At 40.6% G+C, this 17665-nt stretch carries 20 protein-coding genes; 19 read left to right on the top strand and 1 reads right to left on the bottom strand.

The features are described 5' to 3' along the window. Positions 1-18 precede the first annotated feature (18 nt). From hisA to QQK00_RS14670, 4 genes are all read left to right on the top strand, one after another. Positions 19-756: a 1-(5-phosphoribosyl)-5-[(5-phosphoribosylamino)methylideneamino]imidazole-4-carboxamide isomerase gene (gene hisA / locus QQK00_RS14685; RefSeq protein ID WP_284218365.1), complete on the top strand. Its 738-nt coding sequence runs from the start codon at positions 19-21 to the stop codon at positions 754-756. Continuing rightward, entirely contained in the window at positions 738-1511 is a 774-nt protein-coding gene (gene hisF, locus QQK00_RS14680; RefSeq protein WP_284218364.1) for an imidazole glycerol phosphate synthase subunit HisF, read from the top strand. Before hisA ends, hisF begins: the two co-directional genes overlap by 19 nt. 72 nt (positions 1512-1583) lie before the next feature. After that, positions 1584-2204: a bifunctional phosphoribosyl-AMP cyclohydrolase/phosphoribosyl-ATP diphosphatase HisIE gene (gene hisIE, locus QQK00_RS14675; RefSeq protein WP_284218363.1), complete on the top strand. Its 621-nt coding sequence runs from the start codon at positions 1584-1586 to the stop codon at positions 2202-2204. A gap of 150 nt (positions 2205-2354) precedes the next feature. Beyond that, positions 2355-2810 carry an Hsp20 family protein gene (locus tag QQK00_RS14670; protein ID WP_284218362.1) on the top strand — a complete coding sequence of 152 codons (456 nt, stop codon included), beginning with the start codon at positions 2355-2357 and terminating at the stop codon, positions 2808-2810. A gap of 61 nt (positions 2811-2871) precedes the next feature. Here QQK00_RS14670 and QQK00_RS14665 read toward each other — a convergent pair whose 3' ends face one another. After that, positions 2872-3759, bottom strand: a complete 888-nt coding sequence (locus tag QQK00_RS14665) for an alpha/beta fold hydrolase (protein WP_284218361.1) — start codon at positions 3757-3759, stop codon at positions 2872-2874. Positions 3760-4184: 425 nt separating this feature from the next. On the opposite strand from QQK00_RS14665, the gene QQK00_RS14660 reads away from it, so the two are divergent. From QQK00_RS14660 to QQK00_RS14590, 15 genes are all read left to right on the top strand, one after another. Next, entirely contained in the window at positions 4185-5126 is a 942-nt protein-coding gene (locus QQK00_RS14660; RefSeq protein WP_284218360.1) for an aldose epimerase family protein, read from the top strand. Positions 5127-5283: 157 nt separating this feature from the next. Continuing rightward, positions 5284-5994, top strand: a complete 711-nt coding sequence (locus tag QQK00_RS14655) for an RDD family protein (RefSeq protein ID WP_284218359.1) — start codon at positions 5284-5286, stop codon at positions 5992-5994. After that, positions 5991-6935: a stage II sporulation protein M gene (locus tag QQK00_RS14650; protein ID WP_284218358.1), complete on the top strand. Its 945-nt coding sequence runs from the start codon at positions 5991-5993 to the stop codon at positions 6933-6935. The genes QQK00_RS14655 and QQK00_RS14650 overlap by 4 nt, the downstream gene beginning before the upstream one ends. Continuing rightward, complete coding sequence (locus QQK00_RS14645) at positions 6925-8451, top strand: hypothetical protein (RefSeq protein ID WP_284218357.1); 1527 nt, start codon at positions 6925-6927, stop codon at positions 8449-8451. Before QQK00_RS14650 ends, QQK00_RS14645 begins: the two co-directional genes overlap by 11 nt. Before the next feature lie 46 nt (positions 8452-8497). Beyond that, the gene (locus QQK00_RS14640) at positions 8498-9694 is read left to right on the top strand and encodes a DUF4350 domain-containing protein (RefSeq protein WP_284218356.1); all 1197 of its coding nucleotides are present in this window, start codon (positions 8498-8500) and stop codon (positions 9692-9694) included. Then, positions 9691-10674, top strand: coding sequence for an AAA family ATPase (locus QQK00_RS14635; protein ID WP_284218355.1), 984 nt, complete (start codon positions 9691-9693; stop codon positions 10672-10674). Before QQK00_RS14640 ends, QQK00_RS14635 begins: the two co-directional genes overlap by 4 nt. Then, on the top strand, positions 10671-12002 hold the full coding sequence (locus QQK00_RS14630) for a DUF58 domain-containing protein (RefSeq protein ID WP_284218354.1): 1332 nt from the start codon (positions 10671-10673) through the stop codon (positions 12000-12002). Before QQK00_RS14635 ends, QQK00_RS14630 begins: the two co-directional genes overlap by 4 nt. Positions 12003-12217: 215 nt before the next feature. Next, positions 12218-12709 (top strand): Na+/H+ antiporter subunit E, encoded by a 492-nt coding sequence (locus QQK00_RS14625; RefSeq protein ID WP_284218353.1) that lies wholly within the window; start codon positions 12218-12220, stop codon positions 12707-12709. Further along, positions 12709-13014 (top strand): MrpF/PhaF family protein, encoded by a 306-nt coding sequence (locus tag QQK00_RS14620; RefSeq protein WP_284218352.1) that lies wholly within the window; start codon positions 12709-12711, stop codon positions 13012-13014. Before QQK00_RS14625 ends, QQK00_RS14620 begins: the two co-directional genes overlap by 1 nt. Beyond that, the gene (mnhG, locus tag QQK00_RS14615; protein WP_284218351.1) at positions 13014-13343 is read left to right on the top strand and encodes a monovalent cation/H(+) antiporter subunit G; all 330 of its coding nucleotides are present in this window, start codon (positions 13014-13016) and stop codon (positions 13341-13343) included. Before QQK00_RS14620 ends, mnhG begins: the two co-directional genes overlap by 1 nt. Next, complete coding sequence (locus tag QQK00_RS14610; protein WP_284218350.1) at positions 13340-13903, top strand: DUF4040 domain-containing protein; 564 nt, start codon at positions 13340-13342, stop codon at positions 13901-13903. The genes mnhG and QQK00_RS14610 overlap by 4 nt, the downstream gene beginning before the upstream one ends. After that, the gene (locus tag QQK00_RS14605) at positions 13896-14318 is read left to right on the top strand and encodes a Na(+)/H(+) antiporter subunit B (protein WP_284218349.1); all 423 of its coding nucleotides are present in this window, start codon (positions 13896-13898) and stop codon (positions 14316-14318) included. The genes QQK00_RS14610 and QQK00_RS14605 overlap by 8 nt, the downstream gene beginning before the upstream one ends. A gap of 13 nt (positions 14319-14331) precedes the next feature. Next, positions 14332-14691, top strand: a complete 360-nt coding sequence (locus QQK00_RS14600) for a cation:proton antiporter subunit C (RefSeq protein WP_284218348.1) — start codon at positions 14332-14334, stop codon at positions 14689-14691. Beyond that, a complete protein-coding gene (locus QQK00_RS14595) occupies positions 14688-16181 on the top strand; it encodes a monovalent cation/H+ antiporter subunit D family protein (protein WP_284218346.1) in 1494 nt (497 codons plus the stop codon). The genes QQK00_RS14600 and QQK00_RS14595 overlap by 4 nt, the downstream gene beginning before the upstream one ends. Before the next feature lie 5 nt (positions 16182-16186). After that, complete coding sequence (locus QQK00_RS14590; RefSeq protein WP_284218345.1) at positions 16187-17656, top strand: proton-conducting transporter transmembrane domain-containing protein; 1470 nt, start codon at positions 16187-16189, stop codon at positions 17654-17656. The last annotated feature ends 9 nt before the right edge of the window (positions 17657-17665 follow it).

Below are 17665 nucleotides of genomic sequence, written 5' to 3'. Positions count from 1 at the left end.
GTTAGAGGAACAATATTAATGATCATTCCTGCGATTGATTTAATTAACGGTAAAGTAGTAAGACTTTATCAAGGTGACTACGAACAAACAACTGAGTATACCTATGACCCTATAGATGTCGTTAAGACGTACGCGAATGCAGGTGCTGATATCTTGCATATCGTCGATTTAACTGGCGCAAAAGACACCAGCAAACGTCAAATTCCACTCATAAAAGACATGGTTGCCACCGGTGTCATGCGTTTCCAAAGTGGGGGGGGGATTCGTACAGAGCAAGACGTAACAGATTTACTTGATGCTGGTATTGAACGTGTCGTCATTGGCTCGCTAGCTGTATCCGAACGTGTTTTGGTTGCCGAATGGTTCAAAAAATACGGGCCAGATGCCATTGTCTTGGCGCTTGATGTAAATATTGATGAGCAAGGAAACAAGTACGTTGCGACACATGGTTGGCAGGAAAACTCCGGTGTAAGCATCGATGAACTTATCGCCTATTACGCTGAATTTGGCTTGAAACACGTGCTCTGCACAGACATTAGCCGTGACGGTACATTACAAGGCTCAAACAATGCACTTTATGCTGAATTAGTGGCAAGCTATCCTATGATTCAATGGCAAGCGTCAGGTGGTATCGGCAGCATTGATGATATAAAAGCGCTAATTCCAACAAACGTCCAAGGCGTCATTTTGGGTCGCGCATTGCTAGAAGGTAAATTTACACTGGAGGAGGCCTTATCATGCTGGCAAGGCGTTTAATTCCCTGTTTAGACGTACGCGATGGCGTAGTAGTTAAAGGCGTCAAGTTTAGAAACCACGAAATCATTGGTGATATTGTTCCGTTAGCACAAAAATATGCCGAAGCTGGGGCCGATGAGTTAGTATTTTATGACATCACTGCATCCAGTGATAAACGTGTGGTGGATAAAAGCTGGGTTAGTAAAATAGCTCAAGTCATCGACATTCCCTTCTGCGTCGCAGGCGGTATTAAAACCGTTGAAGATGCAGGTCTCATTTTAGAAATGGGGGCTGATAAGATATCAATTAATTCGCCAGCATTGGCTAACCCGGAGCTTATCACCGCATTATACAATACCTATGGTCAGCAATGTGTAGTGGTAGGTATCGACAGCTTTTACAATGAAGCATCGGGTAATTACGAAGTTTACCAATTTACGGGCGATGAAAAACGTACACAAAAAACTCAATGGCAGACCGTCGATTGGGTTCAAGAAGTACAAAAGCGCGGCGCGGGCGAAATAGTCTTAAACTGTATGAATCAAGATGGTGTTCGCAAAGGTTACGATATCGAGCAGCTAATCAAGGTACGTGCCGCATGCGATGTCCCTCTTATCGCTTCTGGTGGCGCAGGCGAAACGCAGCATTTTAAGGACGTATTCGAGCAAGCGGACGTAGACGGCGCGCTCGCAGCGTCTGTATTTCATAAAGGCATTATCGAAATTCCTGTATTAAAACAGTGGCTGCGAGAACAGCAAATTACGATGAGAAATTAGCCGGCATATATTTTGTCTGATTACATTTAACGCTGACTAAAAGCCCCGGCAAAAAAAAGTCTAAGGAAAAAAATGAAAATTACACTCGACAATATAGAGAATTTAGCTTGGGAAAAAATGCAAAATTTAATTCCCTGTATTGTGCAGGACAAGACTTCAGGCCAGATTCTGATGCAAGGCTTTGTTGATCGCGCCGCGATTGAGAAAACGCTCAAAACTAAAATGGTCACCTTTTTTAGTCGCTCCAAAGAACGACTATGGACCAAGGGTGAAACCTCTGGCAACACACTTGACTTAGTTGACATAAGTACTGACTGTGATGCCGATAGCATTTTGGTGCTCGCGAATGCAAATGGGCCAACATGCCATAAAGGCACAACAAGTTGTTATAACTCAGCTGAATCAAGTGATTTTGGATTTTTAGCCGAGTTAGAGCAAGTGATTGCAAGCAGAAAAAATGCGGCGCCAGACTCAAGTTATACAGCAAGCTTATACGCCAAAGGTATTAAGCGTATTGCGCAAAAAGTAGGAGAAGAAGGTGTCGAAGCTGCGCTAGCGGCGACAGTAAAAGACACAGAAGAACTTAAAAATGAAGCTGCCGACCTCATGTATCATTTATGCGTACTTCTTCAAGCAAGTGACTTAAACTTTTCGGATGTAATTTCTGTTTTAAAACAAAGGCATAAAAAATAATTTATCTTTTTTTATATATTTTTCATTGAAAATTTAATATCCATACCTACATATTATATGTCGACGCCGAAAGGGTCGATATATAACCGCCGCCGAATTGTCGGGGCAAATTAATTAAACATATTGCTTAATGTAAAAAAGGATATGACTATGCGTACTATCGATCTATCTCCACTATACCGTTCATTCATTGGTTCTGACCACCTAGCATCTATGATTGATGCAGCTAGCCGTCATGAAAAACAAACCAGCTATCCGCCATACAATATAGAGTTGTTGAGCGAAGATAAATACAGAATTACAATGGCCGTTGCCGGCTTCTCAAAAGATAACGTGGTTATCGAAGTTCAAGAGAATACACTAAAAGTGAATGGTAACCGTGCATCAGAAAAAGACACAAACAAATCTGAGGCAGAAAGAAAATTCCTTCATAAAGGAATTTCAGAGCGTAACTTTGAACGAAAATTCCAGTTAGGAGACAACGTAAAAGTGCTTGCAGCAGATTTAGAAAATGGCCTACTTCACATAGACTTAGAGCGTGTAGTGCCTGAGGCACAAAAGCCCAAAAGAATTGAAATTGGTAGTCGTCTCTTCGACGCAGGCTAATGCATCAATTTTAACATACCTCCCTAACGTGTTTAGGGCGCCCAACGGGCGCCCTTTTTCATTATAAAGCATCTAAAAAAGCTTTAATCTGTTGATTCATCCATTCAGGCTCATCTGCCATAACAAAGTGTCTAGATGTTTTGGCAAAGCTTAAGTTCCTGTGTTCTAAGGGAATATTGTTCAACTGCGTCAGATAATTGTGTTTACTATGCTCATATGAGGTGTAAGGTAAACCTTGTGATGGAGCACCAATTGTCAATGTCGGAATTTTTACATCGACAAGTTGCGCACGTATATCCAATTGCATTAGTTCGCCCATCGCTCGACCAGACGTCATTTGGTCAGATTTACTCATATCACTCAAAATACGTTGATGCCAATTTGTGTTGTTCGCCATACCTTTCACCATGGCAACTGGGTCAAAATTCCTTGGTGTATTTTGTGCATCTTGAGTATTCTGCATACTACTGAACAAAGCACCTAAGGCTGGTAAGCCATCGACATTAACGATGGCACGCACCTGCTCAGTCTGCTCAGCCGCTAACCAAAGTGAAAGAAAACCACCCAATGAGTGACCGACGATGACGACGTCTTTTAACTCTTGCTCTTCAATGTACGTGCGTATAGCATTCTTTTGATAAGTCAAAACGCTAGTTCCTAGCTTTTCAGTTGAAACGGCAGGTACACCCGCAAACCCTGCGAGATTAAATACGTGCAGTTGATAGTGGCCTTTAAGTACTCCAACCGTATCTTCCCAGACCTCTGCTGATGATGAAATGCCAGGAATAAGAAAAACAGGCTTTCCTTCTCCGACAACTTTTACGTGAAAAGCCTCGAATACTTTAACGTCACCGTTAACGTCTACTTGAGTTGCATTTACAGCTGTCGATACTGCTAAAAATAAGCAAATAGTAATGCTACGTTTTAATATATCTCTGATGGTTCTCATTCTCTTTCCTTTAGTGAATTAGTGTTTTATGTATCGTTAAACTGAAACTAGAATACCTATGATAGAAACACGAGGTAAGTGATGAGAGTCAGTAATGTAACATGACATTTGTCACCAATGTGACATCGGAAAAAGAAATAAAATCAGCCAAAACCACCCGCAAAAAACAATAAAAAACAAACACTTAACACTATAAATGTATAACTAGCATTACGCTAAAAGCATTGAATTGTATTGAAGTCAGTTTATAATGCTAAGCCGTGTTGGGGTTGACCTTAGGTGTATGAGCTTTGTACTCTTCGTGTGTTCGCCGATCGCGGCAATGCATGCAGATTGATGCGACATCAACAACATGTAGCAAGACAACACCTCCTAATCAAGCACTTAGGATTTTATATGCCACTACAAAGGAATGACCTTCCAGCATGAGCACGCTAAACAAAGTACAACTAATTAATAAACATGGAATGACCGTTACGTTATGCGACTTTGGCGCGCGAATTTTGTCGATTCAAGTGCCATCTTCAAAGGGAGAGTTAATAGAAACTACCTTGAACCTACAAAACGACGAAGAAATTCTTACCGACAGCGCATATATGGGCGCTAAATGTGGCAGAGTGGCAAATCGCATATCCAACGCAAGTTTCAAGTTAAATGGTCAAACCTTTCTACTTGAAGCGAACGAACCGAACAAGACTTTACATGGCGGACCTAAGGGTATCGGCTTGCGGACTTGGCATACATCTCCGGTCACCTCAGGAGAAGGATATCAAGAGGTTACATTTAACATTCATAGCGAAAACGGAGACCAAGGATTTCCTGGCAATATGGATATTTCTTGTATTTTTAGATTAAACGATGACAATAGTTTAACTCAGCGGTTTGTTGCTACCAGTGATGCCGATTGCCCAATTAACATCTGTGATCACACGTATTTTACGCTTGGGGCGGAACACTTAGAAAGTTTATCTTTACAAGTAGAAGCCGATGAGTACATCCCAGTCGATGACCAAGGTATACCAAGCGGCCAATTTTTGTCAGTAGAGGGCATCATGGATTTCCGAAAAGCAAAAGCCTTAGTGAAAGTACTCCCCATTAAAGACTATGATGAATGTTATCGCCTGAACGCGGCAAAAAATAAGGTGGCAACACTAGCAAACAATACAACAGGATTGACCTTAACAATCTCAACGGACCAGCCCGGCCTTCAGGTATATACTGGAAATTACCTTCCTCAAAAACACAGTGCAGTAGCGCTAGAAGCGCAAGGTTACCCTGATGCCATCAACCAATCAGCTTTTAAAGCAGATATTGTAACGCCAGATAAACCTTACGCTCGGTATGTAACGTATACATTTTCCAGCTAACAAAGCAAAAAGCAAAATAAGGTTTTAACGCAATTTTATAGACTCGCGACAACTTGCACACAAATCATTTTTATCGCATGATTCTATATGCAATTTGAGTTTTAGGTTTCAATAACAAAACTCAATGTGCGTTTACACAAAGGATGATGTCACAAAGATGTATGAACAAGGAATAGATAATCAGACTCAACGTTCACTTGCGGAAGGCGTAAGCATGAGTCTTCACCCCGCTGGTTTAGCAGTTCGTACCAGCGCTTACCTATTTGATTTTTTCATTCGTCTAGTTGCGATGGCAGCAATTGGGATAATAACTGCAATGTTAGGGAAAGCAGGCGGCGGTATATTTCTAATTAGCTACTTTGTTGTGTCTTGGGGTTACTACATCTATTTTGAAGGCAAAAATGGACAAACGCCTGGTAAAAAACGCTACGGGCTTGTCGTCGTTCAAGACAATGGTTTACCAGCACACTTCGCTCATGCCATCATTCGAAACTTATTAAGAGTCGCTGACAGCTTTCCATTTGTGTATGCGCTGGGCATTGTCACCGTATTGAGCTCTAAAGAATTTAAACGAATCGGAGACTGGGCCGCTGGCACTCTAGTGGTATACAAAGAGTCAACGGTAGATTTAAATATTGACGACGGTGGTGAAGTTTGTAGCCCACCAATTCAGTTATCTACTACAGAACAACTCGCCATTATCGAGTTTGCCAAGCGCTGTGACACCTTATCTGAAGCTAGACAAGTAGAGTTAGCAAATGTACTAGCACCTGTCCTAGGTGATATTGAACAACCAACTCACATGCAGATTAAAGCTTACGCGCGTTATTATATTGGGCAATCTGTTTCTTCAACGAGAAATGTATGAAACAAAATCAATTCATACAGTCAAAAAGTGAAAACTGGAAACGTTTCGAAGCACACTGCAATCAAGCGGACAACTTACCTAGTAATTTTCCAACACAGTTTAGGCAAATATGCAGCGATTTATCGATAGCAAAGACGCGAAACTATTCACCAACACTAGTTCAAAATCTAAATAGGCTTGTGCAGTTAGGGCAAACTCACTTATATAAAGGCAGTTCGTTGAGCCTCCGACAAATTTTACACGTTTTTACACGTGATTTTCCAACAGCCCTCTATACAACTAGATACTACATGTGGGGATCATTTTTTGCATTTTACGGGTTTGGGCTTTTAGCATTTATTTGGGTGCTAATCTCACCCGATGCCATTTATCATTTTTTAGATCCTCAAAGCGTCAATAATTTAGAATCAATGTACAATCCATCCGGCTCTACTCAATCACTTATTCGTGGAGCCGACTCAGATGTACTGATGTTAGGCGTTTATATCTTCAATAATATTGGGATCGCATTTCAAATGATTGGAGGTGGTGCGCTCTTTGGAATCGGCGCTCTCATACCATTGCTGTTTAATAGCTTTTACTTGGGTGCAGTCTTTGCACATATGCTGAACGTCGGCTACACCTCTACCTTTTATTCATTTGTTATTTCTCACGGTTCTTTCGAACTCATGGCAATAGTTGTTGCTGGCGCTGCAGGCAGTAAAATTGGCTTTAGTTTACTTGCACCGGGCAACTATACTCGAGCATATGCCTTTAAAGCCGCAGGCAAGCAAGTTATGCCTCTCATTGTTGGTGCATTTGTAATGTTGTTCATTGCGGCATTTATTGAGGCATTCTGGTCACCTAGAGATATCCCTAGTGCATACAAATATTTCATCGGCAGTATTGGATGGTTATTCGTATGTTATCGTCTATATAAAGGTGTTCGGTATGGAACTTAAGCATTTACGCTTTGTTGCTAAGTACCGAAGTCCATGGCAAGTATTTGACCTGTCACAGCTAGTTGTACGGCCTTGTTATTGGGCATTATTTAAAATTTATACCGTGTTAGTTTTTCCGCTCGCCATTACCTTATATTTTTTGCTGCCTACGGAATACGCTAGCATTATACTTTGGTGGCTAAAACCTGTATTTGAGCGCCCATTGTTGCACTATTTATCTCAATATAGTTTCGGTATTCATCCCTCATTAAGCGATTGCCTTAAAAGTCTAAAGCACTTAAGAATCAAAAGTATTTTACTCATGCTTACTGTACATCGCTTGAGCCCAAATCGTGCATTTCTTGCGGCAGTGGATCAATTAGAGCGTCAAGATGGGCAAAAAGCTAAACAGCGCAAAGATGTGTTAACTGCACGCACACATACTAAGCAAACTTGGTGGACATTATTTTGTCTTCACATCGAAATGCTAATAGTTAGTGTATTGTTTGTTGCACTATATAGTTTAATACCTCAAGGGGTGCACATTGATACTGAATTCTTATATGAAAACGTAAACACTGCGCTAGTTCAGTCGCTGTATTTCTTATTTTATGTGTTTGCAATATCTTTAGTCGCCCCCTACTTCACCACGGGTGGATTCTTGATGTACCTAAATAGCCGAATACAGCTAGAAGCTTGGGATATTGAATTAACGTTCAAAAAAATTGTAAGTAAATTTTCATCTCTACTAATTGTTATTTTGTTTTCGTCGATCGTATTTTTACCTTCAAAACAAAGCATTGCCGCAAAAGATGATAGTACTCCATTGGCAAATCAAGAAACTACGCAGCCGCTTACAGCAGCGGACGCAACTTACACAACTCAGCTTAGACAAATCGTACAAGATACCTATGAAGAGCATGCAATCATAGAAAAAACCATTGCATGGGAGCCTGTTACTAAACAAAGCGACAGTGATAATGATCTTCCTCAATGGGTAAAAGATCTCATTGCACTATTTGGCAACTCAAAAGAAATGAGCTCAAGTACTAGCCTCATTATCTGGTGCTTAATAGGGCTAATTGTTGCATGGTTCATTTGGCTACTAGTTCGCAAACAAAACATATGGTTTAAACATACCGCACATAAATCAGAACGAAAGCCTACGCCCCAAGAGTTTCCCAGCTTTTTCCGTGAAATTAGTCAGCAAGATTGGCCCGATGATTTATTGGCTGCTGCGCATGATGCTTTGAATAAGCATGAAGTTAGACTCAGCGTTGCGTTTATTCTCAAACATATGCTTATGCGCGCGGATCAATATTTACCCGTTAAATTGCATAAATCCATGACCGAAATTGAGTGTGAACGAGCGGTGTTATTAGCTGCCCCTGAACATTTGCACACAATTTTTCGCACCGTATTTAGGACTTGGATACGCATTGCTTGGGCACATAAAAACGTTGAACACACTCAGGTTTTCGATGTACTTGAAGACGTAAAAAAAATCACGTGGGAGAAAAGTAATGCGATTTCGTAATATTTTTCTTTACGCCCTTCTATCTATACTTTTCGGGGTTATCCTATTGTCGATAATCAACCTTGAATGGAAAAAAGTCGAAAGAGAGATCGGATTAAATCAAGCTGCGAGAAAAGACCCGCTTTTAGTGGCTAATCTACTATTGGCGGACACTAATCGTTCAGCCGAAATACTACGATACAAAGCTCAATTTTTGAATAATGAAGAAATTACAATCGATATCAACAACACATTTGTAGTAAACGAAGCGGCCTTATTTGAATATCCAAATTTCAAAGAAGCCTTAACTAAATGGATTAGCAGCGGGGGCCATTTAGTGTACGTTGTCTCACCTAATCGCGACAGCTTAAACCCAGCATATTTTCCATACTTAGGCGCGGCTGACATAGAGGTAGTATTGGATTCAAACTGGCAAAACCGCCAAAATGTTCTCCACTCACCTATAGCAAACCTGAGCTTAGAACATGAATCCTCGATACTACAATTGTATCTACCCTACAAATATTATTTCTCTGGATGCAGCGGTACTTCGCATGTTGCTTTAGATGATCGTCATCGGCCAAAAACTGAAACCGACGAAACATTGAAAGAACTGCTGCAACCCTCAGAATTTGCAGAGTCAAACAATACATCAACAAACAGTACTGCAGCAAAAATAGCAAAGGAACTGATTTGCGAAATTAAGTTTGATGATGGTTTTATAACTTTTGTGCCTAGCATCGACATTATTTCAAATCATGGTTTACGCCATTTAGATCATGGCGCATTTTTACATTGGTTAATTGGTGACAATGAAAAACTTTATTACTTGCCGAGTTTAAAAGCGACTAATTGGCTCGCTGCCCTATGGTTGTGGTCATGGCAATTAGTGACAGTATTTATCGCACTAGTGATATGTATTCTTTGGTATTTTCTAGTAAGGATTGGCCCTGCACTGACACCACTTAGTGACAAGAAAGTTCCCTTTACTGAGCATGTTATTGCGCTAGGACAGTTTATGCAAGCCAATGGACATGAGGACGAATTGAAACGTGCGCTAATTAAGGACATTGAAATCGCAATGGAACTTAAACACGTAAGCTTCAAGCATCTCTCCGTTGCAGAACAAGCAAAAATACTCAGTAAGTTAACCGGCAAAGATTTATCAACGATCCAGCTTATTCTGGAGCAACCTCTACCAAACAACGAGCCGGACAGAATTAAAACAATAAAACTATTTAAGCAGTTAAGGAAAGCAATATGAGTGACCGCGCTAGCGACACAAAGTTAACACTAGAAGAAGCATTTGAAGCCGTCAATAAAATAAAGCGCAATATTAATCAAGTACTTATTGGACAAGATAATGTCATTGAAAAAGTGTTGACCGTATTGTTGGCTGGCGGTCACGTGTTACTTGAAGGTGTACCTGGTTTGGGGAAAACCCTGCTAGTACGCGCGCTGTCTCAAAGCATTCAAGTTGAATTTGCACGCGTCCAATTCACACCAGATCTAATGCCATCTGACGTCGTTGGACATAGTTTGTACGACATGAAAACCGGACAATTTACAACAAAACAAGGCCCCGCATTCACTAACATCCTATTAGCGGACGAAATAAATAGAGCACCAGCAAAAACGCAGTCAGCACTTTTAGAAGTTATGCAAGAACAACAAATAACAATAGATGGCAAGACCACTGCGCTATCTGCACCGTTTATGGTGCTTGCGACACAAAATCCGTTAGACCAAGAGGGAACATACCCGCTACCTGAAGCTGAACTTGACCGGTTCATGATGAAAGTTGAATTACAATATCCAACGGAAAAAGCAGAAATTTCCCTGTTAAAACTAAATACCAGTGGCCAATCGAACGAAGAAAATGTCAACAAACTATGCCCCGTAATTGATGCGCAAACCATCGAACATATAAAGCTTATGGCAAGTAAGATTATAGTGGACGACAAAGTATATGAGTACGCTGTTGATATCGTTAGAAAGACACGAGAGTGGCATGGAGTTATACATGGCGCCGGTGTACGAGCAAGCATTAATATCTTAAAAGCGGCAAAAGTTAATGCCTTAATGAACAATCGAGACTTTGTATTGCCTGATGATGTAAAAACAGTTTCACCAAACATATTACGGCATCGACTTACCTTATCCGCTGAATTAGAGCTTGAAGGGGTAAATCAAGAAAAACTGATTCATGACATATTGGAAGACACAGAAGCTCCCCGTTTATGATTGGTTTTCGTTTTCGTCCGTCTATTCCTAACCTAATATACTTAGGCGGTTTACTTCTAATAACACTCGCAGTCTCTTTGTTGTCGAATACGTATGAAAATGCAATGTTCATTTTGTATGCGTTATTCTTAGTGTTCTCTATCGCATGCATTCGTGATTTTTTACGAGTGAGACACTCCCCCCAACTAGCGATTAAACGCATTGTGCCTAACAATGTTAGTTTACATCGTTGGCAGAATGTTGAAGTGATATTTAGGAACACGTCCGCGACAACATATGCCTTTACGTTTTCTGAACACATACCCGATACTTTTGAAATAGAAGGACGAACTAAAAAGCTCATTATAAACGCTAATGAGGAAGCCCTTGTAGCTTATCGTTTAAAACCAAATAAGCGCGGAGAATATGTATTAAATCACATAGAGCTTTGCTTGCACTCTCCTTTTGGCTTGTGGCATCGCATTGCACTCATCCCCCTATCTACTGTATTCAAAGTCTATCCAGATTTTAGTCGGATAAGATCATCAGAGTCTCTAAACGGTATCGGCAAGCAATCTATCGTTGGGCTCAAGTTACGGAAAAAGCGTGGGGATGGTATTGAATTTCATCAACTGCGTGACTTTAGAGATAGCGACAGTATTCGACAAATAGATTGGCAGGCAACAAGTAAACGACAAAAATTGATATCTAAAGAGTATCAAGAAGAACAGAACCAGCATGTCGTAGTAATGCTAGACGCTGGGCAGCGAATGAAAATAGAAACGCAATTTGGTAGTCACTTCGATGCTGCGCTCAATGCCTTACTAATGCTTAGCCATACTGTTCTAAAGCAAGGCGATTGGTTTAGTATGCAAAGTTTTGGATTAGAAGAAAGATGGCTCGCTAATGTGAAAGGTGCGCAAAATGTATCTCGTGTGATGAATCATTTTTATGACCTGTACCCCGATGAGTGTGCCAGTGACTATACGAAAGCCTCAAACAACTTACTCAGTAAGAGAAACAAACGTGCATTAGTATTGCTTGTTACTTCACTAAATGATCACGACTTACATGAATTGTTACCGGCTATCCGTCAACTTCAAAAACGCCACTTAGTTGCCCTTATTAACATCGAAAATCAAGGTTTAAAAGACGCCTTAAATATGTCAATAGAAAGTAATGATGATGCCAATGCATACTGTTCAGCGCTCGCGCTTCAAAATCAATACAAACAAAATACTCAACGCTTACGAAAAGAGAATGTGATTTGTGTAAATAGTAAACCTGAATCGTTGTTGCCGTATATGATTAATACCTATCTAAATGTTAAGCAATCAGGTTTACTCTAAGCGCATGAGTTCAAAAAAGATGCTCATAGGGGAAAGCGGAGTAACATGTGTTGGACTGCGCAGCAGAGAAAAACTCAGTTATGTATCAAATTTTCCTGATGATTTTAATTGTAAGCAGCGCTAGTTGTTGTTACATTAATTTTAACATCTCATTTTTACACATAAAACTGTATAAAAATACAGAATAAAAACAAACAGTAACGAAGAGAGGTAATGTGACGCATACAATTAGACTCGCGATAATATTAGTTATCACGTGGTTGTTGCTTTCCGGAATGTTTGAGCCACTCATGTTAGGTTTTGGCCTGTTCTCAGTTATCTTTTCGCTTTGGATAACATCAAGAATGCTTAAAATAGATCAAGAACGATATAGCTTCTTCGTTACAGGTAGTTTTGCCAAATTTTTATTTAAATTAGGCGTAAAAGTAGTGCAGTCGAATATTGATGTCTGCGCAAGAATACTCGGTTTTAAGCCGGTCGAATCGACTTTTGTTACCATTGATTTACCTTTTAAAGATGATGTCGCCAAGGTGCTTTATGCGAACGCTATAACACTAACACCCGGTTCTTCGAGTATTGCCATGGGTGATAACACCCTGCTTATCCACACAATTAGTGAAGATGGAGCACAAGATTTAATTAATAGTGACGTGCTACGCATAATGCCGAAACAATACGCAATAAAAACAATAGAGATAGATCAATAATGGCCATGTACTTTCTCATCGCTGGCTTAGCTATATTAGTGACTATGGCATTGGCATTATGTCGCGCATTGCTTGGTCCAAGTGTGTTTGACAGAATATTAGCCGTTAACATGTTTGGTACAAAGGCCGTACTTTTGGTAGCAATTTTCGCATTTTTCACAGGCCGACATGATTTACTAGATATTGCCCTGCTATATTCTCTACTAAACTTCGTTGGTGTTATTGCAGCCCTTAGACTGGTAGAGCGAGGAAAATACTTTGCGTTCGACCAACGCGGTTCTGCTGCCAAAACGGAGGAAAAATAATGCTAGATATTATTAGTTTTATTTTCATCGGTTTAGGGTGTTTACTCGGTCTAATTGGCGGCATTGGTATCCTGCGGCTGCCCGATACATATGCTCGCTTACATGCTGTCGGCGTAACTGACACATTATGTACATTTTTGATTTTGCTTGGACTTAGCTTACAAGCTACATCATACATCGTTATCGCTAAACTCATTTTAATATTTTTATTTTTGGCATTTACAAGCCCAGCGTCGTCGTATGCGCTTGCCAACAATGCGTGGCGATGGGGGCTTAGACACAAACAGAAAATCCACATTAACTCCCTAGATAACGAGGAGAAAAAGTGAGTCTGATCGTCAATATCGTGCTACTTGTTTTTTTACTAGTTATGGCGCTAGCTGTACTTAAAACTCGTCATTTGTTTGCTATGGCGATGCTATTTGGCCTATACAGTCTACTAGTTGCTGGACTATTCGTGGTATTAGACGCACCAGACGTAGCGTTTACTGAAGCAGCCGTTGGCACAGGTATTTCAACAGTATTAATGCTAGTTACGCTTGCCTCTATTAGAGATGGCCATGAAGCAACCACACAGGGGAAATCACGCACAGCCCCTTTAATCATATGTGTCGTCATGGGCGGTTTACTTATTTATGGTACACATGATATTGCTGAATTAGGCGACGCACAAAGCCCTCCTAATAGAGAAGTCGCTGCAAGGTATATTGAAAAAGGCCAAGAAGAAACCGGCGTGCCGAACTTGGTTACCGCTGTTTTGGCGAGTTATCGAGGCTTTGATACATTGGGCGAAGTGACTGTTGTACTCACTGCGGGTATCGGCGTTTTACTCTTATTGGGTAACAGAAAAAAAATACATGTCAAAAGCAAAGGAGGTCAGCATGGGTAACGACCTTGTCTTGAGAGTAGTGACCAAATGGTTATCTCCAATTATTGTCCTATTTGCCCTGTATGTCCAATTTCATGGTGATTACAGCCCAGGAGGAGGATTTCAAGCAGGCGTAATATTTTCTAGTGCCATCCTGCTGTATGCACTCACGTATGGCTTAGATGCTGCACTGAAAGTCATTCCAGAATCTGCCCTAAAGATATGTGCCAGTTTTGGCGTGTTGTTATATGCAGGTGTAGGTGTCGTCTCTATGCTCAAAGGCGGAAACTTCCTCAATTACAGTGTTTTATTAAGTGACCCCGTAGCAGGTCAGCACATTGGTATAATTATCATAGAGCTAGGTGTAGGGATTACAGTAGCATCTGTTATGATTTTGCTATTCTTTACCTTTGCTAGACGTGTCGCGCCAGAATGATGAGGGACGATGAATGTTAGAGTATGTCGCTGGGCACGTTAATTACTGGCTTATTATTGTCGTAATGATGGTCGGTTTATACACCCTTATCAGCCGAACAAATTTAATGAAAAAACTCGCTGGCTTAGCCATGTTTCAAACGGCCGTGATCTTATTTTATGTCAGTCTAGGAAAAGTAAAAGATGGTACGGTTCCTATAGTAGATGATGCATACGAAATATACTCAAACCCCCTACCACAAGTGTTAATGTTAACGGCTATTGTGGTTGGCGTTGCTACCACAGCACTTGGTTTCGCGCTGGTAATAAGAATTAAAGAATCATATGACAGCATTGAAGAAGATGAAATAAACAAGTTGGATCAAGACGCATGACAGAGCAACTCACGATCCTATTGGTCGTTATTCCGCTATTGAGTGCGCCAATTACAGCAATATTTAAAAATCATTTGTTAACTTGGGCAATTACGCTCAGCGTATCAATCGTTTGTTTCGCAATATCTGGTGTAATTTTAGCTGAAGTGATAGACGGTAAACACGTTATTTACGAATTAGGTGGTTGGCGCCCGCCCTGGGGAATTGAATATAAAATTGATTCGCTTAATGCTTTTATCGCGTTAATAGTCTCAGGCATCGCCGTCGTATCTGGTATTTTTTCCTTCAGAAGCGCACCGAGTGAGATAGATACAACCCAGTCCGGTTTATTTTATGCGGCATTTCAACTTTGTCTCTTAGGCCTTTTGGGTATTGCCCTCACAGGAGATATTTTCAATTTATTTGTATTTTTAGAAATATCCTCGTTATCGAGCTATGCGCTAATAAGTATGGGAAGAAAACGCCAAGCACTTACCGCTTCTTTTGCTTATCTAATTTTAGGCACAATCGGCGCCACCTTTTTCCTCATTGGCGTCGGTTTTTTGTATGCAGCATCAGGTAGCTTGAATATTGCAGACATCGCTGAAAGATTTAGTAGCTTCGAAGATATGCAACTAGTCGTTACTGCCTTCATTTTCATTTTGTTGGGAATCGCGCTAAAAGCGGCTATATTTCCGTTGCATTCCTGGTTGCCAAATGCCTATGGCTTTGCGCCCTCAACAGTAAGTATCTTTCTGTCTGCTACAGCAACAAAAGTCTCTATATATGTTCTACTTCGTGTGCTATTTGACTTATACCCAATTGCTTACTGGCAGGAATTGCTGATTCCACAACTACTGTTAGTACTTGGTTGCGTGGGTGTGATTTACGGCTCGGTGCGCGCATGGCAACAAGTTGAGATTAAGCGCTTACTCGCATTTTCGAGTGTTGCGCAAATTGGTTATATTGTGATTGGCATTGCACTACTGACTGAAACCGGCTTAACAGCAGCCGTTTTACATCTGTTTAATCATGCCATTATCAAAGCAACCTTATTTATTGGTGCCGGTATTCTGGTCTACCGTGCCAATTCAACGAAACTATCAGATTTACGCGGTTTTGGTGCAAGTATGCCTTGGACATTTTTTGCTATGGCTTTCGCAGGCTTAAGCCTCATTGGCGTGCCCGGTACCGTTGGGTTTGTCACTAAATGGTACTTACTTGAAGCGGCAATCCAGCAAAGCAAATGGATAGTTGTTGGGGCGATTGTTATCGGTTCGGTATTCGCCATCGCATATGTATGGAAAATTGTTGAAGCCCTATATTTTAATTCAAAACGTAAAATCCATATTCAACACGTAAAAAGCGGAGATATAAATATTCCAAGTGCATCCAAAAGTATGGGCTTAGCGTTATGGCTTGGAGCTATTGCCTGTTTATATTTTGGTTTATTTACCAATATTCCGTTTAATGCAGCAAACGCTGTTGCCAAAGCTTTATTGGGGATGTAACCGAAATGGAATTGAGCTACGTATTAATGCTAACCATACTGCTACCTATTTTTGGTGCTGTCGTTATTTCAAAACTCGGCAAAGTCCCTAATATACGTGAAGGTGTAACGCTACTCACTGCACTGTCCTTATTTACGCTAAACATTTACTTACTTATACATCAACAAGATGCCATTCAAGCTGGTTTCATCGTTGCCGAGCCGATTGACGGTTTAGCCATTTCATTTGCATTTAACGCCTTTGGTGTAATGTTTGCGCTCATTGCAAGTGGACTTTGGATAGCAACATCCATTTATGCAATGGGCTATATGAGGGCACATAAAGAAAGTCATCAAACACGCTTTTATACATTATTCGCCGTTGCAATCGCAGGCGTAATGGCCGTTGCTTACTCAGAGAATTTATTCACCTTATTCATATTTTATGAGTTTTTAACAATATCGACTTACCCTTTAGTGACTCATTCTGGTAATCGTGATGCTAAACGCGGTGGCAGAAAATACATATTAATTTTGATGGGTTCCTCAATATTATTCTTTTTACCCGCCATGATCATTACGTGGTATACGGCAGGGTCTCTAGAGTTCGTTCAGGGTGGGATATTAAAAGGCAGTTTAGACTCAGCCTATGTTTTGCCACTACTACTACTATTTATATTAGGTATTAGCAAGGCTGGCGTAATGCCTTTACATCGGTGGCTACCGTCTGCAATGGTGGCGCCCACGCCAGTAAGTGCATTGTTACATGCAGTTGCCGTAGTTAAAGCTGGCGTATTCTCTGTCGTAAAGGTTGTCGTTTTTATATTTGGTACAGATTTTATTACGGCCTCTGACGCAAATGATTTACTCATCTTGCTCCCTGCTTTTACCATCATTGCGGCATCGCTAATAGCCTTAACAAAAGACAACCTAAAAGAACGTCTTGCATACTCGACTATCAGTCAACTCAGTTACATTGTATTAGGCGCAATGATCGCAAATCAGTTGGCAATTGTCGGCGCAAGTATGCACATCGCCATGCATGCTTTTGCTAAAATCGCATTGTTTTTTGCGGCAGGCGCTATACTCGTTACGACCCATAAAAAATATGTGAGTCAGCTAGATGGATTGGGACGACAAATGCCCATCACTTTCACGATATTTACAGTTGGCTCACTTAGCATTATTGGCTTACCATTTTTTGGCGGTATGTGGAGCAAATGGTATTTACTTTCGGGTGGTATTCAATTTGAAGGTAGCCAATTTGTTTACTGGATAATATTAATTACACTCAGTGTTAGTTCAATGCTTAATATTTTTTACTTACTTAGCATTCCAATGAAAGCCTTTTTTACAGTCCCCTCAAACGAAAAAACACACATTAAGGAAGCCCCTATCGCTTGTTTGATTGGTATGGCTATTCCGACGGCAATGACTATCTATCTTTTCTTTGACCCTTCTGTGTTTTATACATTGTCACAAACATTAGTAGGGTGAAATAGGTCT

The sequence above is a fragment of the Agaribacter marinus genome, assembly GCF_030160655.1.
Classification (GTDB): domain Bacteria; phylum Pseudomonadota; class Gammaproteobacteria; order Enterobacterales; family Alteromonadaceae; genus Glaciecola; species Glaciecola marina.
Note: the sequence above shows the minus strand (reverse complement) of the source record. Positions and strands in the feature narration are given on the sequence as shown.